The sequence below is a fragment of the Myxacorys chilensis genome (assembly GCF_059505265.1).
In genome coordinates this window covers 13,092-37,666 of the sequence record NZ_JCACKG010000289.1, presented here as the reverse complement: position 1 = coordinate 37,666, position 24,575 = coordinate 13,092, and the positions used below count along the sequence as shown (strand labels likewise).

23 protein-coding genes are annotated in these 24,575 nt (G+C 49.6%); 15 read left to right on the top strand and 8 right to left on the bottom strand.

Annotated features, from left to right (window positions below; genetic code table 11):
* The first annotated feature begins 83 nt into the window (after window positions 1-83).
* The 3 genes from AC5JLB_RS29400 to AC5JLB_RS29390 all read left to right on the top strand — a co-directional run bounded on the left by AC5JLB_RS29400 (window position 84) and on the right by AC5JLB_RS29390 (window position 2,478).
* A complete protein-coding gene (locus AC5JLB_RS29400; RefSeq protein ID WP_495877362.1) occupies window positions 84-1,364 on the top strand; it encodes a valine--pyruvate transaminase in 1,281 nt (426 codons plus the stop codon).
* Window positions 1,365-1,513: 149 nt separating this feature from the next.
* A complete protein-coding gene (locus AC5JLB_RS29395; protein WP_495877361.1) occupies window positions 1,514-1,972 on the top strand; it encodes a DUF3531 family protein in 459 nt (152 codons plus the stop codon).
* Window positions 1,973-2,049: 77 nt separating this feature from the next.
* The gene (locus AC5JLB_RS29390) at window positions 2,050-2,478 is read left to right on the top strand and encodes an NUDIX hydrolase (protein ID WP_495877360.1); all 429 of its coding nucleotides are present in this window, start codon (window positions 2,050-2,052) and stop codon (window positions 2,476-2,478) included.
* A 41-nt stretch (window positions 2,479-2,519) separates the two neighbouring features.
* Here the strand turns inward: AC5JLB_RS29390 and AC5JLB_RS29385 are convergent, their stop codons facing one another.
* The gene (locus AC5JLB_RS29385; RefSeq protein WP_495877359.1) at window positions 2,520-2,891 is read right to left on the bottom strand and encodes a response regulator; all 372 of its coding nucleotides are present in this window, start codon (window positions 2,889-2,891) and stop codon (window positions 2,520-2,522) included.
* Window positions 2,892-3,251: 360 nt separating this feature from the next.
* Between AC5JLB_RS29385 and AC5JLB_RS29380 the strand changes: the two genes are divergently transcribed.
* Window positions 3,252-4,442, top strand: coding sequence for a Coenzyme F420 hydrogenase/dehydrogenase, beta subunit C-terminal domain (locus AC5JLB_RS29380; RefSeq protein WP_495877358.1), 1,191 nt, complete (start codon window positions 3,252-3,254; stop codon window positions 4,440-4,442).
* A 70-nt stretch (window positions 4,443-4,512) separates the two neighbouring features.
* Here AC5JLB_RS29380 and AC5JLB_RS29375 read toward each other — a convergent pair whose 3' ends face one another.
* Together AC5JLB_RS29375 and AC5JLB_RS29370 are read right to left on the bottom strand one after the other, a co-directional pair.
* Window positions 4,513-5,439, bottom strand: coding sequence for a LysR family transcriptional regulator (locus AC5JLB_RS29375; protein ID WP_495877357.1), 927 nt, complete (start codon window positions 5,437-5,439; stop codon window positions 4,513-4,515).
* A 922-nt stretch (window positions 5,440-6,361) separates the two neighbouring features.
* Window positions 6,362-6,856 carry an orange carotenoid protein N-terminal domain-containing protein gene (locus AC5JLB_RS29370; RefSeq protein ID WP_495877356.1) on the bottom strand — a complete coding sequence of 165 codons (495 nt, stop codon included), beginning with the start codon at window positions 6,854-6,856 and terminating at the stop codon, window positions 6,362-6,364.
* A 150-nt stretch (window positions 6,857-7,006) separates the two neighbouring features.
* Between AC5JLB_RS29370 and AC5JLB_RS29365 the strand changes: the two genes are divergently transcribed.
* Genes AC5JLB_RS29365 through AC5JLB_RS29355 form a run of 3 tightly spaced genes read left to right on the top strand, consistent with a single transcriptional unit; the run spans window position 7,007 to window position 11,116 of the window.
* Window positions 7,007-7,879 (top strand): SDR family NAD(P)-dependent oxidoreductase, encoded by an 873-nt coding sequence (locus AC5JLB_RS29365; protein WP_495877355.1) that lies wholly within the window; start codon window positions 7,007-7,009, stop codon window positions 7,877-7,879.
* A 54-nt stretch (window positions 7,880-7,933) separates the two neighbouring features.
* The gene (locus AC5JLB_RS29360; protein ID WP_495877354.1) at window positions 7,934-8,716 is read left to right on the top strand and encodes an SDR family oxidoreductase; all 783 of its coding nucleotides are present in this window, start codon (window positions 7,934-7,936) and stop codon (window positions 8,714-8,716) included.
* Window positions 8,717-8,776: 60 nt separating this feature from the next.
* Entirely contained in the window at window positions 8,777-11,116 is a 2,340-nt protein-coding gene (locus AC5JLB_RS29355) for a glycoside hydrolase family 31 protein (protein WP_495877353.1), read from the top strand.
* A gap of 87 nt (window positions 11,117-11,203) precedes the next feature.
* Here the strand turns inward: AC5JLB_RS29355 and AC5JLB_RS29350 are convergent, their stop codons facing one another.
* Window positions 11,204-11,353 carry a hypothetical protein gene (locus tag AC5JLB_RS29350; protein WP_495877352.1) on the bottom strand — a complete coding sequence of 50 codons (150 nt, stop codon included), beginning with the start codon at window positions 11,351-11,353 and terminating at the stop codon, window positions 11,204-11,206.
* Window positions 11,354-11,375: 22 nt separating this feature from the next.
* On the opposite strand from AC5JLB_RS29350, the gene AC5JLB_RS29345 reads away from it, so the two are divergent.
* Window positions 11,376-12,425: a fatty acid desaturase gene (locus AC5JLB_RS29345; protein ID WP_495877351.1), complete on the top strand. Its 1,050-nt coding sequence runs from the start codon at window positions 11,376-11,378 to the stop codon at window positions 12,423-12,425.
* Window positions 12,426-12,539: 114 nt separating this feature from the next.
* Here AC5JLB_RS29345 and AC5JLB_RS29340 read toward each other — a convergent pair whose 3' ends face one another.
* The gene (locus tag AC5JLB_RS29340) at window positions 12,540-13,139 is read right to left on the bottom strand and encodes a hypothetical protein (RefSeq protein ID WP_495877350.1); all 600 of its coding nucleotides are present in this window, start codon (window positions 13,137-13,139) and stop codon (window positions 12,540-12,542) included.
* Window positions 13,140-13,298: 159 nt separating this feature from the next.
* Here AC5JLB_RS29340 and AC5JLB_RS29335 point away from each other — a divergent pair, with 159 nt between their 5' ends.
* The 3 genes from AC5JLB_RS29335 (at window position 13,299) to AC5JLB_RS29325 (ending at window position 16,213) form a co-directional block, all read left to right on the top strand.
* A complete protein-coding gene (locus AC5JLB_RS29335) occupies window positions 13,299-14,834 on the top strand; it encodes a caspase family protein (RefSeq protein WP_495877349.1) in 1,536 nt (511 codons plus the stop codon).
* A 54-nt stretch (window positions 14,835-14,888) separates the two neighbouring features.
* Window positions 14,889-15,188 carry a GNAT family N-acetyltransferase gene (locus AC5JLB_RS29330; RefSeq protein WP_495877364.1) on the top strand — a complete coding sequence of 100 codons (300 nt, stop codon included), beginning with the start codon at window positions 14,889-14,891 and terminating at the stop codon, window positions 15,186-15,188.
* Between the two features lie 125 nt (window positions 15,189-15,313).
* Window positions 15,314-16,213, top strand: coding sequence for a tetratricopeptide repeat protein (locus AC5JLB_RS29325; RefSeq protein ID WP_495877348.1), 900 nt, complete (start codon window positions 15,314-15,316; stop codon window positions 16,211-16,213).
* A gap of 36 nt (window positions 16,214-16,249) precedes the next feature.
* Here AC5JLB_RS29325 and AC5JLB_RS29320 read toward each other — a convergent pair whose 3' ends face one another.
* From AC5JLB_RS29320 to AC5JLB_RS29310, 3 genes are all read right to left on the bottom strand, one after another.
* Complete coding sequence (locus tag AC5JLB_RS29320; RefSeq protein ID WP_495692093.1) at window positions 16,250-16,624, bottom strand: hypothetical protein; 375 nt, start codon at window positions 16,622-16,624, stop codon at window positions 16,250-16,252.
* Window positions 16,625-16,702: 78 nt separating this feature from the next.
* A complete protein-coding gene (locus AC5JLB_RS29315; RefSeq protein ID WP_495877347.1) occupies window positions 16,703-18,415 on the bottom strand; it encodes an ABC1 kinase family protein in 1,713 nt (570 codons plus the stop codon).
* Between the two features lie 295 nt (window positions 18,416-18,710).
* Complete coding sequence (locus AC5JLB_RS29310; RefSeq protein ID WP_495877346.1) at window positions 18,711-19,832, bottom strand: DegT/DnrJ/EryC1/StrS family aminotransferase; 1,122 nt, start codon at window positions 19,830-19,832, stop codon at window positions 18,711-18,713.
* Window positions 19,833-19,956: 124 nt separating this feature from the next.
* Between AC5JLB_RS29310 and AC5JLB_RS29305 the strand changes: the two genes are divergently transcribed.
* The 4 genes from AC5JLB_RS29305 (at window position 19,957) to AC5JLB_RS29290 (ending at window position 24,543) form a co-directional block, all read left to right on the top strand.
* Complete coding sequence (locus AC5JLB_RS29305) at window positions 19,957-20,739, top strand: ABC transporter permease (RefSeq protein ID WP_495877345.1); 783 nt, start codon at window positions 19,957-19,959, stop codon at window positions 20,737-20,739.
* A 124-nt stretch (window positions 20,740-20,863) separates the two neighbouring features.
* The gene (locus AC5JLB_RS29300; RefSeq protein ID WP_495877344.1) at window positions 20,864-21,631 is read left to right on the top strand and encodes a circadian clock KaiB family protein; all 768 of its coding nucleotides are present in this window, start codon (window positions 20,864-20,866) and stop codon (window positions 21,629-21,631) included.
* A 3-nt stretch (window positions 21,632-21,634) separates the two neighbouring features.
* Entirely contained in the window at window positions 21,635-22,795 is a 1,161-nt protein-coding gene (cofH, locus tag AC5JLB_RS29295) for a 7,8-didemethyl-8-hydroxy-5-deazariboflavin synthase subunit CofH (protein WP_495877343.1), read from the top strand.
* A gap of 83 nt (window positions 22,796-22,878) precedes the next feature.
* A complete protein-coding gene (locus AC5JLB_RS29290) occupies window positions 22,879-24,543 on the top strand; it encodes a DUF3352 domain-containing protein (protein WP_495877342.1) in 1,665 nt (554 codons plus the stop codon).
* Window positions 24,544-24,575 lie beyond the last annotated feature (32 nt).

Genomic DNA, 24,575 nt, shown 5'->3' with positions numbered 1-24,575 from the left:
GAGATTTTATTTGCTTTGCTTCCCCTGCCGCTTCTAACTAGCAACTTAAGTTAGTAGAGCTTTGTTCTTGAGAGGTTGCCGTTATGAAGCCTGCGCTTAGCCAAATTGGAGTCGAAATGTCTCGCCTCTCTGGAGTGCGGGCGATCATGAAAGATATTATCGAGACGTTGAGGGCAGGCGCAGGACAAGATTTTATTAACCTTAGCGCGGGCAATCCTGTGATCCTGCCAGAGGTAGAACAACTCTGGCGCGATTGCACCTCTGATCTGCTCTCTAGCCCTGATTACGGGGATGTGGTTTGTCGGTACGGCGCAAGTCAGGGATATCAACCGCTCGTTGATGCTGTAGTCCAAGATTTCAATCAGCGCTATGGGCTAAGGTTGACCGATCGCAATGTTCTAATTACCCCCGGCAGCCAAAATCTTTATTTTCTGGCGGCAAATGCGTTTGGCGGTTACGCCGCTAATGGGGATCTGCGTAAGATCGTGTTGCCGCTCAGTCCAGACTACACCGGGTATGGCGGCGTCGCTCTCACGCCCGAAGCGCTGATCGCCTACAGACCAGAATTAGAGATTGATCAAGTTTCACATCGCTTTAAGTACCGCCCTGATTTCAGTAGACTCACCATCGATGAACACACTGGCTGCGTGATTTTCTCTCGTCCTTGCAACCCAACGGGCAATGTTCTGACTAACGACGAAGTGAATAAAATTACAACACTAGCAGCAGCGCATGACGTTCCGGTACTAATTGATTCTGCTTATGCACCGCCCTATCCAGCGCTTAACTTTACAGAAATGACTCCGACCTTTGGGGAGAATGTGCTGCACTGCATGAGTTTATCAAAAGCGGGATTGCCAGGAGAACGCATTGGCATTGCGATCGGGGATGCGGATATTATTAGCGTTCTCGAAGCATTTCAGACGAATTTGTGCATTCATTCGCCTCGATATGGACAAGCGATCGCAGCGCGTGCGATTCGGTCTGGGGCGCTAGGCGAGATTGCTGTCAACGTGATTCGACCGTTCTATCAGCAGAAGATCGCCGTTGTTGAAGAAGCGCTGAATCAAGCCATGCCGCCTGATCTGCCGTGGTTTTTGCATCGCGGCGAAGGGGCGATCTTCGCTTGGCTGTGGCTCAACAATCTCCCGGTCACAGACTGGGAGTTTTACCAGCAGCTTAAGTCGGTGGGCGTGATTGTGGTTCCGGGCAGTACTTTTTTCCCTGGGCTGCACGACGAGTGGGATCACAAGCAGCAATGCCTGCGCATTAGCCTGACTGGAACCGATGAGGAATTGCGAACGGCAATGCAACGATTGGCTGAGGTCTATGTGGAGACGATGAAAGCAACTCAGACACGTTAGGGTAGAAGCAGAATGATCGCTGATCTGCCCTCACCCCCAACCCTTCTCCCTAGGGAGAGGGAATCTGATCCAACTTTTGTTTCCTCCCCTGCGGGAAAAGAGCTAGAGTGAGAGTGATTCAGACCCGAAGAATAATCTAACTTTGACTTATGCAAGTTCAATTTCGCGAGTTTGATGCCTTTAACGTTTGGATGTGGATTGAGTTTGTTACCATTCCGTCTGAAATGGAGAAACAGTATGTTGAGGAGTTATTTAGCTCCTGGTTTTTCCTCGGTAAATTAGGCGGGTTTAATGCTGAAAATTTGCAGGTGCAAGATAGCGGACTCGATCTGAGCTATATGGTCTATGACGAAGACACGGCTGAAGATTCGCTAATGTCGGTCATGCACAATATGGGCGACTTTGAGTACGACGCAAACTGGGGCCGCTGTTGGTTTGACTTGGGCACGAGCGACTCGATCGCGCTAGATGTATTAATTAACTCGCTGAAGCAACTGAGCAAAGATTACGTCACTATTGATCGCGTCATCATTGGTGGCGAGAATGACGATTGGCGTGTTCCGGGCAGTAGCAATCCAGATTTTGTCATGGATAATCAACTCAATTAACGTCGCGTTCGTAATGTTGGAACTTCCTTTTGAATTGGGATCTACATCGGTGTGGATAAATTCGTGTGGGTAAGTTCATGACATCAAACATTCGCGTGATTGTTCTAGGTTTGATCATCCACAACAATCGCCTGTTTGTATCAGAAGGGTTCGACTCGATCAAACAAGAAACCTTCTATCGCGCCTTGGGTGGCGGCGTGGAGTTTGGGGAAACAAGCCAAGCCGCCCTCCAACGAGAATTTCAGGAAGAGCTTCAGGCAGAATTAACGAACATTCGGTATTTGGGCTGTCTCGAAAGCTTCTTTACCTTTGAAGGCAAACCCGGACACGAATTAGTTCAGCTTTATCAATGTGATTTTGTGGACGCTCATTTCTATCAAGATCAGCCCTTCACGTTTATCGAAGGTGATGATCAAGGAGTGGCTCACTGGATTGATTTGGATCTGCTCAAGTCCAACTCGCTTCGCCTATGTCCCGACAACTGTCTGACCTATTTGCTTGTCTGACCTATTTGCTTGTCTGACCTATTTGCTTTGACGTGTCTGCTTTAGTAGCGTTGGCTCAGCAAAATTTGAATCGCGTTCATCATTTCGTCAGGAGGACAAGGCTTTGTGACGTAAGCATCTGCGCCTTGCTTGATGCCCCAATAGCGATCGAACTCTTCTGACTTAATCGAACACATCATCACCGGAATGCTGTGAGTTCTGGGATCGCTTTTAATCCAGCGACACAGTTCATATCCATTCATGCGCGGCATGATGATATCGGTGATCACCAGATCCGGCAGTGACGTTTGAAGTTGCGCGATCGCATCGACCCCATCGGCAGCGATCGCGACTTCAAACCCAATTTGGCGCAGTTGATCAGCAATCATCTCCCGCACGGTCACACTATCATCGACAATCAACACTGAGTTCATAGAGGCCTCATCATCGCAGGTTTAGACTGCTCCCTAGTTCACGTATTTATACGTTTATTCATTCATACAAATAGAAATAGCTTCGTCCGGGTTTTGTGCAGAGAGCGTGAAGAGAACAGTTGGCTTTGTGAGGATGAGGGGGCAAGGCTAGTTCACGGTTCCTCTGGAGTTGCGCTTTGCGCTAATCGCGCACTTTGGGTGGCAGCGAATTGGATAGCGGATGTCACAGAGGAATTGAAGGAGGGCACGGTCTGCGAGGATCTACCGCACCTCCAGCCGTTTCGTGATGAATTGCAATGTTTAGTCAGGACATCCTTGCGTTATTGTGATCACTAGTGACCTGAACAACCATCGCTGAGTATGACCCTGGCTCCTCACAAAAAGGCAAAAGCGCTCAAACCTTCCAGCCGCCGCCCTGCAAAAGAACTCTGTAGCGAATGTGGGCTATGTGACACCCACTATATTCATTACGTGAAAGAGGCTTGCGCCTTTATCCATCAGCAAATTCCAGCACTCGAAGAACAAACTCATGGCCGGAGCCGTGACTTAGATAACTCCGATGATGTCTACTTTGGGGTCAATCAAGGTATGACGGCAGCCCGTAAGATCGAGCCGATCGCGGGCGCACAGTGGACAGGAATTGTCAGCACGATCGCCATTCAAATGCTAGAAAGCGGCAAAGTTGAAGGTGTCGTGTGCGTTCAAAATACCGAAGAAGACCGATTCCAACCGAAGCCGATTATTGCGCGATCGCGAGAAGAAATCTTAGCGGCAAGAGTGAATAAGCCAACTCTTTCGCCAAATTTATCGGTACTAGAGCAAGTTGAGCAGTCTGGCATGAAGCGACTGCTCGTGATTGGGGTCGGGTGTCAAATTCAAGCTCTGCGAGCCGTAGAGAAGCAGTTGGGGCTAGAAAAGCTGTACGTGCTAGGGACGCCTTGTACCGATAATGTCACCCGCGCTGGATTGCAGACGTTTCTAGAGACAACGAGCCGCTCGCCCGAAACCGTGGTCTACTACGAATTCATGCAAGACTTTCAGGTTCACTTCAAACACGAAGATGGCTCGACAGAGCTAGTCCCATTTTTTGGACTCAAAACCAACAAACTAAAAGATGTGTTTGCGCCGTCATGTCTCAGTTGCTTTGACTACGTGAACTCGTTGGCCGATCTAGTTGTCGGCTATATGGGTGCGCCTTTTGGCTGGCAGTGGATTGTCGTGAGAAACGATCGCGGTCAAGAAATGCTGGACTTGGTAGACGAGCAGATCGAAACGCAGCCTGTGATGTCTGCAGGCGATCGCAAAAATGCAGTGCAACAAAGCATCCCCGCCTACGATAAGGCTGTGACGCTGCCAATGTGGGCCGCTAAACTGATGGGCGTTGTGATCGAAAAAATTGGTCCAAAAGGCTTGGAATATGCGCGGTTCTCAATCGATTCTCACTTTACCCGCAACTATTTGTACGTCAAACGTAACCATCCAGAAAAATTAGACCAACACGTTCCTCCTCACGCTAAACAGATTGTGTCGCAATACAAACTGCCGGATTAACAGGAAATGCGATTAGCGCAAGGCACAACTTCAAAGAAAATGCTTTGCTAAGCTCCGAAGAGTTGTGCCCTCACATTACTTCTTGAAACGCAGTCTTCTCCGCGACCTCCTTTCCTTCATTCAACAAATAATCGAAGAAGGCTTTCGCGATCGCGGAGAGCTGTTTTCCGGAGGGATGCACCACGTACCAATACCGCTCGATCGGAAACCCTTCCACATCCAGCACAACGAGTTGATTGTTTAACCCTTCTAACGCCAAGGTGTGTTTTGAAAGAACTGATAATCCCATTCCACCGACGATCGCTTGCTTAATCGCTTCGTTGCTGCCCAAATCCAGTTTGACTTTCAACGGCAGCGCATGCTCATCAAACAGTTTCTGTACGGCTTTGCGCGTCCCTGATCCAGGTTCTCGCATGATGAATGGCTCTTCTGCGATACGAGCGAGCGGGATATCTTTCTCAAACGCTAAAGGATGAGTGCGAGGAGCCAGAACGACTAGGGGATTCTCCATAAAGGGATGCACTTCGGCATCGCTCTCGTCCGGCAGTTGGCTCAGAATGTAGAGATCATCGCGATTGCTCGCCAAACTATCTAAGACGTACTGATGATTAGTGACGGTCAGAGAAATGTCGATGCCAGGATAGCGTTGGCAAAACGGACCTAAAATGCGAGGAATCACATACTTTGCTGTCGTCACTACAGCTAGGCGTAATGTGCCTCGCTTGAGTCCTTTGAGATCGGCGATCGCAATTTCAAACTCGGTCATCCGTTGAAAAACATCTTGGCACGTCGCGTACAACTCTTTGCCAGCAGAGGTTAAGAACAGTTTTTTGCCAACTTGCTCAAACAACGGCAATCCGACAGTTTTGGATAGCTGCTTGACCTGCATCGAGACAGTTGGTTGGGTCAGAAACAGCTCTTCCGCTGCACGGGTGAAACTGCTGTGACGGGCGACAGCTTCAAAAACCTTTAGTTGATGGAGTGTTGCGTTTTGCACAATAGCCTCTCCTTAAGGATTGATGACAACTTGATAAACCAGCGATCGCAGAAAAAACGCTATCTATAGATTAAAATCTATTCAACCTATTGATAGCAGTGATTTTGATTTATAGCTTTTGTAGTTATCATAATCCATAAGAGCATATGCTCCCTTCCAATCTCGCGTTGCACGAATCAAGATTTTGTTGGAGCAGGTTTTAGGCTGCAACATTCACTTGTTAACAAAGGTTTTGTTTGCAGGTGATTTGCTTACAGTAGTCTCCTATCTCCTTCGTATCAGACGTGCAACGCCTTTTTTTGTCATACATTCTTTGTGAAAGCTTTATAAAATTAGCGATCGCTAGATCAAATCATCTTTTGAGAATGTTCCAAATCACTCGAATGGGCTATTGAATTAAGACTTTTCTGATGTTGCGCATCGTATTTCAAATAGCGAGTTGGTAAGGTTGTATGTCAAGTGTTGCTGACATTTAGCGCGTTGGTGGCAGTCGTCTAAGTAGCTGATCTAATCGACACGCTAAAGCAGCAAATACCGTAAATGGTATTTGCTCCTAACAATTAGACATTCTCAAGGTTGTTGCCAGAAAGGATACAACCATTAGTTCAAAATGTTTCTCAATTAACATGAATTCTGACGTTTCATGTCGTTCTTGAGAAATATGTAAAAGCCGATTCAGAGAAGTTAAACAGTACTACTTCTGTAGAATCTTTGTTAATTAAGCTCAACTTCACTGATGTAGTTAAAGTGAAGGAAGCTACAGTTTTAGCGGCAGAAATATAATTATTTTAATGAGTTAATTATTACGTTGATGATAACAGGATTAAATGATCCAGTTAAGTTATAGGCTTATCTTTAAAGCTATTTCTATCTTGAGGGCGCGATCGCACCTCTAAACAGATGCGATCGCAGACTTACTTAATTACCGTGCAGCTTCTGACTTTGTACTTGCCGTCGTGGAATCAAATCCCATCGGAGAGACATAATCTCTAAACAAAGCCATTTGATCCTCAAATGAAAGTTGCTTAATCTGCTCTACTACATCCTGAGAGTCAGAGGGAAGCTCGTATCCCGCAGGCATTGGAATGATAGTTCCATTGTCCATGCCTTGTGCCAGTAAATACCAAAACAGAAGCTTGGTTGTATCGCTGAGTGCAGCATACTCGCGAGAAATTTGTGTATCTTTCTGGGTAATGAGTGCCCGTTGTAGTTCTAACTGTTCGTCCTGAGATAGCTCTTTGACTTGAGCAAATACGCCTTCTGCAATTTCTGGAGCCGCCGTACCTGCTCCTGGGGCCGCAGGCGTAATCGACTCTCCCATTTCTGTATAAACGAACCAAAATACAGCTAGTTGTTGGTCAACCTCTAGACCTCGAAGCGCCTGAAGAATATCATCAGCGACATGTGAAATTGTCATAAAACTTTTACCAAATTCAACTCCTGCACCTTACCAACGGTAAATTTTCTTTTCCCCTAGCATTGGGCAGACATTGCTTACCTGACTCTAGACAGAGGTGACGATCTCACAAGTGCATGACCCTTGAGGATGAATTAGGCAAGGGTAAATATGCAACGACTGGAAGGAAAAGTCGCGATCGTCACGGGCGGGGGCGCAGGAATTGGGGAAGCAATTTGTCACAAATTTGCGAAAGAAGGCGCAAAAGTTGTAGTGAGCGGCTTGCCGAGTGATCCGATCGACGCGGTTGCAACGGCCATCACCCACTACGGCGGTACTGCGATTGCGTATCCGGGCGATGTGGCTGAAGAAGCGTTTGCAAAAGGTTGTGTTGAAGCCGCGATCACAGCGTACGGCAAGCTCGACATCTTAATCAATAATGCAGGCGTATTTCTGGCAACGGCAGAGATTGATCAATACCCAATCGAAGACTTTGACGCCACCATCCGCAATAATTTAAGGTCAGCATTCTTGATGACAAAATATGCCATTCCTTACCTCCAAAAAACGAACGGTAATATTGTCAGCGCTGGATCGGAAGCAGGATTCAACGGCTTAGCAATGAACGCTCCTTACGGCGGTACAAAAGGCTGGATGCATTCCTTCATGATGGGCGTGGCCGTGGAACAGGCGAAGTATGGCATTCGGGCAAACTGTGTGTGTCCGGGCGCGATCGACACCGCTTGGACGCACAAAGAAACGGGGCCCATGACCCAGAAAATGGAGAAGATGCTGGTTGAAGCGGCTCCGATGGCGCGACGTGGAACGCCCGAAGAGATGGCGAATATCTATGCCTTTCTTGCCTCAGATGAAGCGAGCTATGTCACGGGTGCGCTGTGGTTAGCCGATGGCGGCGTCACACCTGCGAAAGGAGCAGTCGGAAAAGATACGCCGTTTTGGAAGCGCAGTGAACCCGATGGAGAGTTGCGCCTTGATCATGAGCGGGATGGTTTGCAGAACAAAGATACTCATCAAGTCAAATAACAAAGTAAGGAATGAGAGGTTTTTGCTCATTCCTTACTTGTGTGGAGGTTCACTATGCAGTTATCGGGCAAAGTTGCTGTCATTACAGGCGCAGGGTCAGGCATTGGGCAAGCAACAGCGTTTTTGCTTGCCCAACAAGGCGCGATCGTGGCAGGCATCGATCGCTCCGCAGAAGAGGGAGAGGACACGGCGAGGAAGATTCAGCAGATGGGAGGGCAGGCCATGAGCGCGATCGCGGATGTCTCTCAGCCTGAGCAAGTGAAAGCGGCAATTGATGCGATCGCTCAACAATACGGTCGAATCGATATTGTATTTGCAAACGCTGGAATCAATGGGGTTTGGGCACCGATTGATGAACTTTCTCCGGAAGATTGGAATCAAACAATTAGCATTAACCTAAATGGAACATTCTACACTGTGAAGTATGCTGTTCCCTATCTAAAACAACAAGGTGGTTCTATTATTGTGACCGCTTCGATTAACGGAACTCGCGTCTTCAGCAATACTGGAGCAACAGCTTACGCATCTACTAAAGCGGCTCAGGTTGCCTTCACTAAAATGATTGCATTAGAATTAGCAAAACATAGAATCCGTGCCAATGTAATTTGTCCGGGTGCAATCGAAACCAATATAAAAGATAATACCGAGAGCAGACATCTCGATACGATTAAAGAACCTGTCGAATTTCCGCAAGGCGACATTCCTCTGACTGATGGGGGTCTTGGTGCTGCCGAACAAGTGGCTCAACTCGTGCTTTTTCTGGCCTCCGACACCTCTAGCCACATCACTGGAACAGAAGTCTGGATTGATGGCGGTCAATCTCTACTATTAGGCTAGTCTTTTCTAGACCTAAATTCGTTCTCTCATTCGTTTTATACTTTTCATACTGTTGCCACTATGCCTCAAGTTTTTGGAAAACTGCCCACCACTCAGCAGCCTTGGTCTAATCTTGAATCGGTTCAAACTATTGCGATCGCAGGACAAGACATTCACCTCGACTGTGGCACTCCTCAAGTAAAGCTCAGCGTTTTGGCGGCAAATCTGGTTCGAGTTCGATTAGCGCCCAAAGGTGAGTTTTTGCCGCGTCGATCGTGGGCCGTGACCAAACCAGATGAAGACTGGGAAGCCGTTTCCTTTCAAACTGAGGAAGAAGAAGGCGTACTGTCAATCCGCACCGAACAACTCCAGATCAAAGTCGAGCGCAACCCGTGTCGCATTCAGTGTTTTGACTCTAAGGGACAGCCGTTTGCTCGTGATACAGAATTGGGCATGGGCTGGCGACTGGGTCAAATTGCGGCTTGGAAACAAATTGAGCCGGACGAACATTTCTATGGATTTGGTGAGCGATCAGGACTGCTGGATAAGCGATCGGAGATTAAAACGAACTGGACAGTAGACGCTTTAGACTACTCATCGATTAGTGATGAGATGTACCAAGCGATTCCGTTTTTCATCACTCTACGTCCAGGTCTTGTCTACGGAATTTTTCTCAACAGCACGCACTGGAGCCGATTTGATCTTGGAGCCACGACTCCGGGCGTTCTCCAAATGCAGGCGCACGGTACTGAACTCGACTACTACATCATCCACGGTTCAACCCCGGCAGACATTCTCAACACCTACACCGAACTCACCGGACGAATGCCCTTACCACCAAAATGGGCACTCGGCTATCATCAATGCCGTTGGAGCTATGAATCAGAAGACGTGGTGCAGCAGATTGCTCACGAGTTTCGATCGCGGCAGATTCCCTGCGATGTAATTCATCTCGATATTGACTACATGCGCGGCTACCGCGTGTTTACTTGGAGCCCAAAACGGTTTCCTGATCCGGCAAAGCTGATTGGAACTCTCAAGCAAGATGGCTTTCAAACAGTAACGATCGTCGATCCGGGTGTGAAGTATGAACCGGATGGTGAGTATGAGGTGTATCACGAGGGCTTAGAAAAAGACTGCTTTGTTCGTAATGCAGACGGCAGTTTAGTTTACGGCTACGTGTGGCCTGATAAATCGGTGTTTCCAGATTTTCTCCGTCCAGAGGTGCGTCAGTGGTGGGGTGACTGGCAGCGCACTCTCACCGACGCAGGCGTTGCCGGAATCTGGAACGACATGAACGAGCCGACGCTAGACGAGCGCCCGTTTGGAGACAATGGCGATAAAGTTCCGTTTCCCCTCGATGCACCCCAAGGCCCGATAGACGAAGGCGGCACCCATGCCGAAACTCACAATCTCTACGGTTACAACATGGCGCGATCGGCGGCGGAAGGACTAGAACGCCTCAGACCGAATCAGCGATCGTTTGTCTTAACGCGCTCTGGTTTCGCCGGAATTCAGCGCTGGTCGTCGGTATGGATGGGTGACAACCAATCGCTGTGGGAGCACCTGGAAATGTCGATTCCGATGTTGTGCAACATGGGACTGTCGGGCGTCGGATTTGTTGGCGCAGACATTGGTGGATTTGCAGGCAATGCTACGGCAGAGCTATTCGCCCGATGGATGCAAGTCGGACTGCTCTATCCATTTATGCGGGGGCATTCGGCACTCCTGAGCGCCCAGCACGAACCCTGGGTGTTTGGGGAAGGCACGGAACAAATTTGCCGCGAATACATTGAGCTACGCTATAAGCTGCTGCCCTATCTCTACTCGTTTTTCTGGCAAGCTAGCACCACAGGCGCACCAATTTTACGCCCCTTGCTCTATGACTATCCCAACGATCCTAAAACCTATGAACTCCACGATCAGGTCTTGCTAGGCTCAGATATCATGGCGGCTCCGGTGTACCGTCCAGGTGTAGAATACCGAGCCGTTTATCTGCCAGAAGGCACCTGGTATGACTGGTGGACAGGAGAGCGCTACAACGGCAATTCACACATTCTCGCTCACGCACCGTTAGAACGAATGCCAATGTATGTACGATCAGGTGCGATCGTACCAATGCAGCCTGTGATGCAATACGTTGACCAACATCCTGTTGATCAATTGAGAGTACGAATTTGGCAAGGTAACGGAGCATTTACGCTCTATGAAGACGATGGCACGTCCTATGAGTATCAAACGGGTGCATGGGCGACGACAACCTATCGCATTCAACAGCAAAATGACACAACTCTGGTTGAGGTTCAGGCACGTCACGGAAATTGGCAGCCATGCGCTCGTACCATCATCATCGAACTTGTGGGAGTAGGTGAACAGACCTTCACAGACGATGGAGAAGCACACCAACTCCGCTTTTCATGAAAACTCTCTTACCTGAGCCAACTGCTAAATCGCACTCAGACGTGATATAAAGGTCAAGGATTTGTTACATAGACTCATGTGACAGAATCACTGAGCTTTTTGCCGATCGGTGCGGCTTTTTTGAGGTGCGCGATCGCTAAACCAGCTCAACGATGGCTTGGCAATTTTTAGCACGCCGTTCAACTGGGTTGAACATTCTGCTAGTTGCCCAGAGAGGCTTTCGCGTGCATTTTTCATTTACTTGAAGAGAAAAATATTCATGACGGCATCCCTCACGCCCGAAAATTTAGCCCTTCCTTCACCTAGTGACCTTCAAATCAAAGACATTTTGGCAACCCTGCCCCGCGAGTGCTTTCAGAAAGACAGGCGAAAAGCTTGGTCGATGGTGATTGCAAGCATCGCGATGGTAGGTTTGGGCTATTGGGCGATCGCGGCCTCCCCGTGGTTTTTACTACCGATCGCTTGGATTTTTACCGGGACTGCCCTGACCGGCTTTTTCGTTATCGGTCACGACTGCGGACACCGCTCGTTTGCCAAGCGCAGATGGGTGAATGATTGGGTTGGTCATCTGTTCATGGCTCCCTTGATCTACCCGTTTCACTGCTGGCGGTTGCTGCACGACAAGCACCACAATCACACCAACAAAATGGATGTCGATAATGCTTGGCAGCCCTTTCGCACCGAGTTTTATGAAAGCATGAATGCGGGTCAGCAGGTGGGATATCGCCTTATGCGCGGTTACTTCTGGTGGATCGGCTCAATTCTGCATTGGGCGCTGATTCACTTCAAGCTAGAGAACTACAACCCTAGAGATCACCAAAAAGTGAAAGTGTCGATCGGGGTGGTTGTAGCATTTGCTGCGATCACATTTCCAACGTTGATTCTCACTACTGGAGTGTGGGGCTTTGTGAAATTCTGGCTCATGCCGTGGCTGGTGTATCACTTCTGGATGAGTACCTTTACGATCGTGCATCACACGTTACCCGACATCCAATTCCGCGAACCGGAGGACTGGAATGCGGCAGAGGCTCAGCTATTTGGAACGGTACACTGTGAGTATCCGGGCTGGGTCGAGTTTCTCTGCCATCACATCAATGTCCATATTCCGCACCATCTCTCAACGGCAATCCCCTCATACAATCTGCGTTTGGCGCACGAAAGCTTGCAAAAGACGTGGGGGAGCCAGCTACAAGAGCATCGCTTCTCCTGGAAGTTAATGCGACAGATTGCTGAGCTTTGCCACTTGTATCACCCAGACTATGCTTATCAATCGTTCAAAGATTACGATCAAAGCAAAGTGATGCGTTAATCGTTCGACTAAATAGTTTCTAAGCAAGGAATAAGGTTTCGTTTCCAAGGGGGAAGAACACTTAAAATTCCTTGCTTTTTTGTTGAGCAATGATCGTCCAATGATAAAAACCACTTACTTGGGAAGTTGGGGAGGCGGTAAAGGCGTCTGCGATCGCAGCGTCTCCGTTGATTGGGCAGGGGTTACCACTGGTAGAGGAGGTGCTGATTGTCTAGCCGTAGGTTTGGGTGGAGCTACGTTCGGAACAGGGAGAGGCACTGGAGGACTAGCCGCCGGACTTGACATCCCTCCGCCCACTGTTCCACCCATTGTGCCGAGATTGAGCGTGCCGAAATCAAGCAGTAGCTTTGCCGATTTGTAGTAAGTGGCCCATCGACGCGAATCAGGCTGAGTGCGCCACTGCTCGCGACTGACGTTGATCGATAGAATTGGGGCTTCTGAGCCACTGACTCGACCTGTGACAATCACTGAGGTGTTGCTCGTCAAAATGTCCTTATCGAAACTTCGTTGCACGGCAGCGCGTGCCGCTAGTTCTGCCCGTCGCGCCAAAGAATCAAAGCTCTCGCTAGGCAAGCGATCGAGCGCCAGATCAACCCGTGCTACAGAGGCTTGAGCCGCTCTTGGCGAAACGATTGTAGTATCGATTCCCCACAGTAGCCCAGACAGACCGAACGCTAGCGTAACCCTGAACGCAAATTTTGAGTGTGAAGCCATGAATTTAGAAGTCACAAAAGCATCAAACTCAGAATGGACAGCAAATCGTCTGATTGATCAGAGTTTGATGTTTCAAAAAAGCCTTTTTTTTCTATCATGTGTTTGTTTGCACGTTATTTTTGAAGCGTGGATCACAAATGTACTTCCGAGGTGTCTGCGATGGCGAACTATTGGGCAATTACAGTAGGTATTAATCACTATCGTTCTCTTCAGCCGCTTAATTTTGCCCAACAAGATGCACAGTCCCTCTGTGAAGCCTTGGTTAGTGAAGCTGGTTTTTTACCCGACCACTGCATTCTCATGACTGACACTTCTCCAGAAGTGGTAGGTCGCTCGACGTATCCCAGCCGAGATAACTTGCAGCACTGGATTAGCTTCTTTAAGCAAGAATTGGCACGTCCCGAAGATTGGGTATGGGTGTTTTTCAGTGGCTATGGCGTCTGCCTCGACGGACAAGACTATTTATTAGGCATTGAAGGCAATCCCGCCGACGTAGCTTCAACAGGCGTCACAATGCGATCGCTGTTTGAGCAACTCAGCACTCTGCCCACTGAGCGCTTACTGCTGCTGCTCGACATCAACCATAGTCAAGGCATCTTAGCCGGAGAGAACCTTGGCGCTCAAACTGCGGCATTAGCTAAAGAATTCAGCGTTCCCACACTACTGTCGTGTCGCCCGGACGAGTTTTCACACGAAGTCATGGCGCTCAATCAGGGATTATTTACAACCGCACTGGTAGAAGGACTGCGATCGCATCAATGCTCGACGCTTTCTGGGCTAGAAGAGTTTATGACTGCCCGCCTTCCTGAACTCTGCAATCACCACGATCGCCCGGTGCAGCATCCGGTTCTCGTGGTCTCGAATCCAGAACAGGTCTATCAGGTCATCACTCCGGTCAATTGGGCAGAAACCGAGCCGTGGAAACCAGCCATTCCCAACCCGTTTACGGTTGAAGACGACTTTTTTGACACCTCCATCATGGATACCGCTCCTGTCGCTATAGAAGCACCTCCTGCGTCTTATATTCAGGATACGCCGAACGCCATCGAACTAGATTCCCCACCCGATCCAGTCTATCTGCCTCCAAAACCCGTTTCTCCCCCAAGGTTAGATCCTAAGCCCGCAGAGATGGCAGCCAGCAATGCCCCGGACGAATCGCTGTGGGAGAAAGTTTTATTTGGAGGTAGCGCCCTGCTGCTAGTCTTGTTGCTCGGCGTGCTGTGGCGACAGCGAGATAATTTCTTTGGGCAACAAACTGCAATCCCGCCCGCTGTCAATACTTCCAATGGCGCTCAATCTGCTTCAGCCCCGGTTGGTGGCGTTTCGTCTAAAGGTTCAAAACCTGCTGCGCAACAGAACTCATCTAGCGCAACTCCAAAAGCAGTTGCTCCACCAGCAAACACTAGTCAGCAGGTCTTAGAGAATGCGCGATCGCTGATCAAGCCAGTCAACGCCTCCGACGCGAACAAAGCGATCTTACTGGCGCTTAAAATTCCTTCATCTGATCCTCTTTATAATCAAGCTCAGCAAGATATTGAGCGCTGGAGCGGCGATATTTTGGAGATATCACAGAAACGCGCTCAGCAGAAGAACTACAAGCAAGCGATCGCTGCCGCGCAACTGGTTCCAAGGGAGAGTCCTCAGATTTACGCTGAAGCCCAAAAATTGATCAAACAGTTGCAGAAGGCACGCTGACGTCTGACTTTAAGTGACGCAAAGCAGGAGCAGCTAGACTGAAAGCACTGTCAGATCGATGCTACGGATCAAGCAGAACTGGGCATCGAATTAGCATCCCAATTTTGGGAGCGCTACCCCTATGCGATCAAGACTACAAAAGCATTGATCGAGCTTGGGTTTCGCGAGTTGGGGTTAATCGAGATTCGTGGCATTTCTGTCAGTGCAAATTCGCGCGTCGCCCGATTAGCACAGCGATATGGATTGTCGTCATTGGCACACCTCCTAGCTCAGACTGGATGCGATCGCGAGGATGAAACCAAGTTGAATGGCAGCTATCCGGAAGTTGTAGGAGGGGCTGCTAGTTGCCGCTAATCTGGGTTGAACTAAATTCAACATTTTCATTCTGATCCGCGCTCAAACAAGCTAAGCGATGTTCTGCTGTTATGATTGGCTGCGTATCCTGTAAACGTTGCGCTTTCGCAAATAGTGTGTAAGCCATGATGTCTGCCAAGCCATTTTTGAAACCTCTAAGCTTGCTCATAGTGAGCGGGCTGCTTTCCCTCAGTCCTCTCGTGTTGCCCCCTCAATTGCCTTTTGTACTGGCTCAAGCGCCAGGAAAATCGGCTGAAGCGATTGTCAATCAGGGCTTGCAGTTTGTGCAACAAAGACGATTGAATGAGGCGATCACATCGTTTCGCGAAGCCGCTCGCCTCAATCCAAGATTAACCGCCGCTCACTACAACTTAGGACTCGCGCTTCGGCAACAAGGACAACTCCAAGGCGCTGCCGATGCGTTTTATCTCGCGACACAATCGAGTCCCAATTTTGCCTTGGCCTATGCCAACTTGGGAGCCGCGCTGCTAGAAGGCAGTAATTTACCGCAGGCAAAAGAGTATTTACAGCGATCGCTCGACCTTGACCCAAAATTAGGATTGTCTCACTACAATCTTGGACTGCTTTTGGCGCAATCCGGCAACCAGCAGGGCGCGATCAAGGCGTTTCAGCAAGCGGCAAAACTAAGCGAGAATGCCTCAGAACCGCTCTACCATTTGGGATTGGTCTATCAGCGTCAAGGCAAGTCAGCCGATGCGATCGCGGCATTCAAACAAGCAATTGGGCGCAATCCAAATTATGCGGTCGCCCATTATAGTTTGGGAACAATTCTCTATACCCAAAACGATTTAGAGGGCGCACTATCTGCCTTCCGGCAAGCCACTAAAGCAAATCCAAAATTTGCTAATGCCTACTATGCAGCGGGTCTAGCGTTTGTGCGAAAAGGCAATTTGCAAGAAGCCAAACGAATTCTTGCCTATGCCAAAGACCTTTATTCTGCTCAAGGCAATTCGCCGTGGGCAACGAAAACGCAACAGCAGCTTCAACGGTTGAGCAATCGGTAAGGGAAATTGGAACCGATGCCAACTTCCCCAGAAATGTTAGCGGAAAGAATCTAAATCTAGGGCGGCAGATCCGCCTTCTTCGATTTGAGCTAAGATCTTGCCCAGTTGCGACCACACCAGCCAACTGGTAAAAATCGTCATCGGAACCGCGATCGCATAGGCAAGTTTCGTCGGAAATCCAAAAATCTCAACACCCGCCGCTAGAAAGAAGCACGCGCCGCCTGCCATGCCTAAGAACGGCAGGAAAAGATTGAATCCACGCATATTCGCGAGGCTACGAGTCGAGCGATTTTGAGACCAGTCTCGAACCGATTGGGTCAGCACTGCCTGAAACGCTAATCCCGACGCAAGACTAGCAAGTAGACCTGCACACAACAGAAGATAGGGAGGCTGAGGAAAAAAGTAATTCACTGTTTGTTGGGGAGGGTTATAGGTCAGATCAGGACGTTACCTTTCGTCATATGTAATCCTATAACGATTGTCCTCAGGTTAGGGTCTCGAATTTGTGAGAGGCATCATTGACGGAATCAGAGCGGCAGCGCGAGTAGTCGAGAAGGTTGCTAACGCGCCCCAGGCTGCGCCCAAGATGCGAGCGGGTTGAATGTCGTCTTTGATCAGGTTCCACAACTGTTGAACCTCTTCGGTATGGAGGCGGTCATCTTCGGTGAGGGCTAAGAGTAGCTGCTGACGAAGATACCGTCCTTCATCTGAAAGCAGATAGCTTAAGCCGAGTTGAGCAGTTGGTAGAAGGTCAAAGCTACTGTCTGACCGCGCGATCGCAATCATGTTTTCCAAGCGCTGCCACTGAAATTTTCCATCCTTGAACAGAACTTCAATCAGGCGACGACGGAATCGCGGCGATTCTCCTGTGAGCAAGCGGCGGGCAACATAGGGGTACCCCACCTCGACGATTTTGAAATTAGGATTGAGAGTCAGCGCCAAGCCTTCTTGAGTGACAAGCGATCGGATAATCAGCGCAAATTTCGCGGGCACTCGGAACGGATAGTCGTACATCAACTCGCTAAACCGATCCGTGATTGTTTTGAAGTTAAAATCTCGGACGCTCTCGCCCATGATATCTCCCAAAACCGCTTCGATCGCAGGTATGATCGGGTAAATGTCAGTTCCGGGAGCCAAAAATCCAAGCTTGACAAAATCGTGGGCCAAGTCTGTATAGTCTTTGTTGATTAGGTGTACGATGGCATCGACGAGCGTTTCCTTCGCTTCTTCTCCAAGTTGATCCATCATGCCAAAGTCGATAAACGCCATTTGAGCGCCGCGATCGCCAGCAACAGCAAAAAGGTTGCCAGGATGCGGATCGGCATGAAAGAAGCCATATTCCAGCAGTTGACGCAGCCCTGCCGTTACGCCGATTCGGATCAGCGCATCGGAATTCATGCCAGCTTGCTGAATCGACACTGTATCGGTCAGTTTGAAGCCGTGAATCCACTCCAAAACTAAAACTCGCTGCGTGCAGTGCCGCCAGTAGATTTTGGGCACTTTCACGGTTAGATCGTTGCGGAAGTTGTTTGCGAACTTCTCAGCGTTACGGCCTTCGTTGAGGTAGTCGATCTCCTCAAACAGCTTCGTTCCAAATTCATCCACGATCAGCGTCAGATCGTGTCCCAAATTTAACGGCAACCAGGGAGCCATCCATCCAGCGGCCCACCGCATAAGATACAAATCGAGCGTCAATGTGGGTAGCAAATTTGGACGCTGAACCTTGATCGCAACCTCTTCTCCAGTTTTGAGGCGTGCTTTGTAAACCTGTGCCAGACTAGCTGCCGCGATCGGGTTTGGAGAGAAGTCATCGAAAACCTCATCGATTTCTGCGTCTAGATCGAGCCGCAGGATGCGAAACGCAATGTCGTTAGGAAACGGCGGCAACTGATCTTGCAATTTGATCAGTTCATCTAGAAAATCTCGCCGGATCAAGTCAGGGCGTGTAGAGAGTGCCTGTCCGACTTTAATGAATGCTGGGCCTAACGCCGTTAGGAGGTGCCGTAATTGAGCGGCACGATGAGGTTTTTCCCGCTCTGATCGGTCAAACCACTGATCAAACTTGAGTCCAAGAATAAAACCAGCGAAGTACCAAATGATCCGCAACGATCGCCAAATGGCTCGCCACGGACGGAGACTGTAGTATTGTGCGATCGCGGCAGCGTCATACTGTCTTAGGTGAGAAAGGGAAATTCGACCCACGGGTTTTTAATACCTCTTGAAACGAAGGATGCGGACAACCATCACCAGCAGTTGAGCCTTGCAACCGTATTTTCCACTTCTACTAACTTCTTTAATCACAAGTTTAATGATCAAAGGCTCAGCGAATCTCTTGATGCCCGACTGCCGCTTGAAGGATTACCATTTGTTGCTTTACATCTCATTCTAGTATATAAAACTACAACTTTTGAAACGGAAAAGAGCCGAACCAAAATGCGGCTCAAATTGAGACCAGGCAACAATGGCGAGCTCTTTGCCAGCGAAAAGTAAGCTCGCTTCAAGCGAACAAATCTTTCAAACTGTAAACAACCTGGTCTTGTTGCAGTTCAGACAGTTCGGGAAACATTGGCAAGGACAGCACTTCGCGGGCAGCGCGATCAGCTTCTGGCAATTGACCAGGTTGATAGCCCAACGACTGGTAAATTGGCTGTTGATGCAGCGGATAGGGGTAGTAAATCATCGATGTGACCCCTTTTTCTTGCAAGGCCCGTTTGATCGCATCGCGGCGTTCGGCTTCGGTTTCAGTGACTCGAATCGTGTATTGATTCCAAACGCAGCGTCCGCCTGCAATTTCATGAGGCAGAACAAGGTCAGATAGCGGTGATAAAAGCTGATGATAGCGATCGGCAACGCGGCGACGCTGCTCGTTCCAAGTGTCTAGATAGCGGAGCTTGATTTGCAGAATAGCCGCTTGAATCGCATCGAGTCGGCTGTTGACGCCATGTTCTTCGTGATAGTAGCCACTGCGCCGCCCGTGGTCGCGTAGCATTTTGACCGTGGCAGCAAGTTCAGGATCGTTCGTAATGATCGCGCCGCCATCACCACATGCGCCCAGATTTTTAGTTGGATAAAAGCTAAAACAGCCAACATGTCCAATGCTGCCCACCTTCTGACTCGCCCATTCGGCTCCGGTGGCTTGAGCACAGTCTTCGATCACGGCTAAATTGTGAGCGGTCGCGATCGCCATCAACCGGGTCATATCGACGGGTTGACCGAACAGATGGACGGGAACGATCGCTTTCGTTTGGGGAGTAATGGCCGCTTCAACTTGATCTAAATCGAAGTTAAACGTGCGCGGATCGATGTCAACAAATACAGGCGTTGCCCCGACCGCGCTAATCGTCTCTGCGGTAGCAATGAAGGTAAAGGGTGAGGTAATGACCTGATCTCCTGCCCCGATCTTGAGCGATCGCAAAGCAAGATAGAGAGCATCTGTTCCCGAATTGCAGGTCACGCATTCGGAGGCTCCAATGTAGGTGGCAAACTGGTTTTCAAAATTTTCAATCGTCGCGCCACCGATATAACGACCGGAGGCAAGCACCTCTAAAACGGCTTGATTGATATCGGAACCAATGAGCTTGAACTGTTCTGAAAGGTCAAAAGGGGGAATGGTAGTCACTCAGTTTCACCACGTACCTTGAAGGGGATCTAATAAAGCTTTAGACCGTGAAGTGACTACATTGTTTCAATAAACTTACAATCTGGCAAGATGAGGGACGGAGTCGTAGAGAAGGGACAGAGTATTGAACGCTGAAGCCGTAGATTCGTTCGGTCAGATTTTTTGGGCGTTGGGATTAGTCGTCGCTGCGATCGCGCTCTCTTTCTGGCAGCGCCTCGGACTCGAAGGCAATCTTCTCATCGCGACCGGACGAGCGATTCTTCAACTCGTCGTCGTGGGCTATGTCCTCGCGGTTGTATTCGCTCCGCCGCAGAGTCCATTCTTAATTCTGTTTGTCGCCATCATTCTGCTGCTGGTCGCCGCGATCGTCACTCGCAATCGTATCAGTCAAAAGCTGCCGCGCTTAATGCCTTGGGTGATTGGGTCGTTGGGCATCAGTACAGCCCTGACGGTTGGCTATGCTCAACTGCTAATCGTGCAGGCGCAGCCCTGGTATAACCCGCAGTTTTTGATTCCGCTAGTTGCGATCGTCCTCAGTAATGCAATGAATGGAGCCGCGATCGCGGGAGAGCGATTGGTCAGTGCCCTCACCTTAAATCGGGCGGAAATCGAGACGCATCTGAGCTTAGGTGCAGCCCCGACTCAAGCGATCGCGACCTATCGCCGAGATGCCATTCGGGCGGGAGTGCTGCCAACGCTGAACACGATGACGATTGTCGGATTAGCAACTCTTCCTAGTATTTTGAGCGGTCAGCTTTTGGGCGGCGCAAATCCGATTCAAGCGATCGCGCTGCAAATTGTGGTGTTGATCCTGCTGGCGGTTTCGTCATTGGTTTGCGCGATCGCCCTGACAACGGGAATCTGTCGGCAATTCTTTAATTCAGCGTCACAACTCGTTCAGCTATGACCTGCTCAGAGTGACGAACGGTGCTATCACAAATTACGAATAATCGATTACAACTTATCGTCTTGTTGTATAAGGGAGGTACATTCCAGCACATTTTTTTCCTGGCGTTGTCCTAATTCTGTCCTTGAACACTATTCTTAAACGATCGGTTCCCTCGTTTTTCAAGGGCATCGCGCTGTTTACACCAGGCGGCGATTTGGTCTATTGCATCGATCCTAGTAAGCGGGGGCGATGGCATCTCAATTTGTGTACTGCGCTGCAAGATATTTTAGAACTGCCAGAACCGCCTCATTTCCTCGTGCCATGCTATACAGCCACCCTGGATCGCTGGTTTGACACTAAGATGCAGCAGACGCGAATTTTTGCCGAGGCGTACCCTCCCGTTTTTCGCTATCGATCGCTGCTCAACGCCGTTTTTGAAACCGATGTTCCTTGGCAGATGGCTCCATCGCCTGAAGGCTTATGCGATCCAGTAGTGATTGATCAGTATCGCCATCAGTTTCCTCAGCTTTGGGAAAATCACGATTTAGTCTTTCGTCTAGAATCGCACCCCAGTCCACCGCCGACGTTTGCTCAAACGAGTCCGCCGCAAATTTCGGCATCTCCCTACCCTCAAGGCTATGTGCTGCGACTATTTGTGTCGGGCTACAGCGCCACGACTCAACGCATTTTGCAGAATTTGCACGAACTGTTAGAGCAATCTTTAGAATCTCCTTATACCCTGAAGATAATTGACATTTTTAAGCATCCAGAACAAGCAGAATTAGATCAGATCACTGCAACGCCGACCTTGGTTAAGGTCTACCCGAAGCCAGTGCGTCGGATTGCCGGAAATTTGGAAGATGGCGATCGCATTCTACACATGCTCGGTGCGCTAGAAGAAAGGGAATGAATTATGGTGGATGAGATTTTAGAACGGGCATTGGCTGGAGAAGATATTGCACCAGAGGATGGCGTTGCGCTGCTGCAACAAACCGAGGCCAACGCCATTGAACGGATTCGCGAGACTGCCGATCGCTTGCGGCAACGACAAGCTGGCGAAACCGTGACCTATGTGATCAATCGCAATATCAATTTCACAAATATTTGTGAGCAGCACTGTAGCTTCTGCGCCTTTCGTCGAGATAGTGGTGACGAAGGAGCCTACTGGCTAAATGAGGTGCAGATTTTAGAAAAAACGACGGATGCGGTCAGGCGAAACGCAACTGAAATCTGTATGCAAGGCGGATTGAATCTAGACGCAAAACTCAAGGGTTCATCGCTGTCTTTTTATGTGCAACTGATTCAAACCATCAAGTCCGCATTTCCGCAATTACATCTTCATGCGTTCTCTCCGCAAGAAGTCCAATTCATCGCCCGAGAAGATAACCTCTCGTTTGCAGAGGTGATTACAGCCCTGCGAGAGGCAGGCGTCGATTCGATGCCCGGAACGGCTGCCGAAGTCCTGGATGATGGGGTACGAAAGATTCTTTGCCCGGAAAAGTTAAACAGCAAAACCTGGTTGGAGATTGTTCAGACCACGCATCAGCAGGGTATTCCGACCACCAGCACCATGCTATCCGGGCACATTGAAACGTCAGAACAGCAGATGCTGCATTTAGACTTACTGCGATCGCTGCAACAATCTGCTAAACGGCACGGATACACCGGCATCACAGAATTCATTCTGCTGCCCTTTGTCGGACAAGACGCCCCCAAACCTCTGCAGCGACGTGTCGGGCGCGATCAGCCCGTCCTGTCTGACTCGCTCTTACTGATGGCAGTCGCCCGAATTTTCCTTGGCAACTGGATTCCGAATCACCAGCCCAGTTGGGTAAAGCTCGGACTTCCAGGCGCGATCGAAGCGCTGCGGTGGGGCTGCAACGACATCGGCGGAACCCTAATGGAAGAACACATCACCACGATGGCAGGCGCGATCGGCGGAACCTGCATGGAAGTCGAAACCTTGCAGAGCGCAATTGCTAAAATTGGCAGACCATTTGCTCAACGCGACACCCTTTATCGAGCGATCCCTCGGAACTTGGCTGAGCCAATCGCGCAACCCGTCCTGCTCTAGACTGTTCTATACTCAAAATTCTCGCCCCAGATCCGTTAGACTTTGCTACAGTGGCATGGCATTATCTTGCACAGTCCCTGCTCATGAACGCCAAACCTAAATCTCGCCCTCAAAAGCCTCAACTCTTACTTACTGCGGGAGCCGCCGCTCTGTTGGTGGGAGGCGGCGCGATCGCGTATTTGTTACTCTCTCGCCAAGGGCAACTCAGCGTCATGCCCGTCGGTTCGGGTGTCATTCCTCAAGATGCACTGATGGTGTTGTCGGTAACAACCGAAGAGAATCAATGGCGGCAGGTTCGAGAGTTTGGTACGCCACGTAGTCAAGCCGCATTTGAGCAGAATTTAAGCCAGTGGCGCGATCGGATTCTCACCAGTCGGGGGTTAGACTATGGACGAGACGTGCAGCCGTGGGTGGGCAAAGAAGTAACGATGGCATTTTTGCCGCCGCAAGCTGGAATTGACAACTCCAACCCTTCTCAACCTGCCGTGAACTCGCAGCCGATGATCATGGTGCTGCCGATCGCTGATCCGGTCAAGGCAAAACAGACGTTAGAACAGTCTGCGGCCTCGAAAGGGAAATGGGCTGAGCGGCAGTATAAAGGCGTTCAGGTTCGCGAAAATCAGGGTGATCCAGCCCAGAGCCTTTCGGTTGCGGTGCTAGATGCTCAGGAAATTGTCTTAGCCAATAGTCCAAAAGCGATCGAACGTGCGATCGACACCTACAAAGGAGGGGCAGCCCTGACCGGAACGCCGGGGTACGGAGATGCTTTGACGCAGATTAAAGCAGAGCGACCGCTAGCTCGGTTTTATGTCAATATTCCCGCCGCCGCTAATACCTCGGCGGCAAACTCAAACCGTCCGTTACCCCCACAGAGTTTGAGCCAAGTTCAGCAAAATCAGGGATTAGCAGGAACGGCGATCTTGGCGGCAGACGGCATCCAATTTAAGAGTCTGTCTTGGTTGAAACCGGATAGTCAACGGCGGTTTGACACGAGAAATAATGCCAAGATTATGCCAAACCGATTGCCAGCCGATACGCTAATGATGGCATCTGGCGGGAACTTTAAACAATTCTGGAAAGATTATACTCAAGGAGCGGCGGCAAATCCGATTCGATTGGTCAATCCAGAAGGACTCAAGCAAGGAATTAAAACCACCGTTGGTTTGGATTTAGACAAAGATTTCCTGAACTGGATGGACGGAGAATTTACGTTGGCGCTGGTTCCGGCTCAGCAGAGCGCGCCTGCCAATTTACCTGCTGGATTAGTGGTTATGGTACAGACCAACGATCGCCGCGCGGCGGAAGCAACTTTCAAGCGGCTCGATGAAACAATGGCCGCAAAGTATACCTTTAAGGTCGAAGAATCTAAGGTTGCTGGCCAATCTGTGGTCAATTGGTCGTTGCCTACTGCCAATATCAATATCAGCCGGGGATGGATGGATGGTGATGTCGCGTTTCTCTCGTTGGGCGCACCTGTAGCTCAGACTTTCTTACCCAAACCCGCGAGTGCTTTGGCAGAGAACGAGATGTTTCGCAAGACTACGGCTTCAGAGATCACTCAAAACAACGGCCATTTCTTCGTCAACATCGATCGCTTGCTTGAACTGAAGAATTTTCCCTTGTTGCAGTTGCCGATCACCAATCGTACAGCTCTCGAAGCGATGAATTCCATTGGCGTAACGGCGGCGATCACGAGCGATCGCACTGCCCGCTACGATGTGTTCGTCATGCTCAAGAAGAACAAGTAAAAAACTCAGTGTTGCTGAATTTAAGTGTACAA

Bases quoted from the DNA above. Each gene is read 5' to 3' on its own strand.
- AC5JLB_RS29400 (WP_495877362.1), top strand. From the start codon at position 84: ATGAAGCCTGCGCTTAGCCAAATTGGAGTCGAAATGTCTCGCCTCTCT.
- AC5JLB_RS29395 (WP_495877361.1), top strand. From the start codon at position 1,514: ATGCAAGTTCAATTTCGCGAGTTTGATGCCTTTAACGTTTGGATGTGG.
- AC5JLB_RS29390 (WP_495877360.1), top strand. From the start codon at position 2,050: ATGACATCAAACATTCGCGTGATTGTTCTAGGTTTGATCATCCACAAC.
- AC5JLB_RS29385 (WP_495877359.1), bottom strand. From the start codon at position 2,891: ATGAACTCAGTGTTGATTGTCGATGATAGTGTGACCGTGCGGGAGATG.
- AC5JLB_RS29380 (WP_495877358.1), top strand. From the start codon at position 3,252: ATGACCCTGGCTCCTCACAAAAAGGCAAAAGCGCTCAAACCTTCCAGC.
- AC5JLB_RS29370 (WP_495877356.1), bottom strand. From the start codon at position 6,856: ATGACAATTTCACATGTCGCTGATGATATTCTTCAGGCGCTTCGAGGT.
- AC5JLB_RS29365 (WP_495877355.1), top strand. From the start codon at position 7,007: ATGCAACGACTGGAAGGAAAAGTCGCGATCGTCACGGGCGGGGGCGCA.
- AC5JLB_RS29360 (WP_495877354.1), top strand. From the start codon at position 7,934: ATGCAGTTATCGGGCAAAGTTGCTGTCATTACAGGCGCAGGGTCAGGC.
- AC5JLB_RS29355 (WP_495877353.1), top strand. From the start codon at position 8,777: ATGCCTCAAGTTTTTGGAAAACTGCCCACCACTCAGCAGCCTTGGTCT.
- AC5JLB_RS29350 (WP_495877352.1), bottom strand. From the start codon at position 11,353: ATGAAAAATGCACGCGAAAGCCTCTCTGGGCAACTAGCAGAATGTTCA.
- AC5JLB_RS29345 (WP_495877351.1), top strand. From the start codon at position 11,376: ATGACGGCATCCCTCACGCCCGAAAATTTAGCCCTTCCTTCACCTAGT.
- AC5JLB_RS29340 (WP_495877350.1), bottom strand. From the start codon at position 13,139: ATGGCTTCACACTCAAAATTTGCGTTCAGGGTTACGCTAGCGTTCGGT.
- AC5JLB_RS29335 (WP_495877349.1), top strand. From the start codon at position 13,299: ATGGCGAACTATTGGGCAATTACAGTAGGTATTAATCACTATCGTTCT.
- AC5JLB_RS29325 (WP_495877348.1), top strand. From the start codon at position 15,314: ATGATGTCTGCCAAGCCATTTTTGAAACCTCTAAGCTTGCTCATAGTG.
- cofH (WP_495877343.1), top strand. From the start codon at position 21,635: ATGGTGGATGAGATTTTAGAACGGGCATTGGCTGGAGAAGATATTGCA.
- AC5JLB_RS29290 (WP_495877342.1), top strand. From the start codon at position 22,879: ATGAACGCCAAACCTAAATCTCGCCCTCAAAAGCCTCAACTCTTACTT.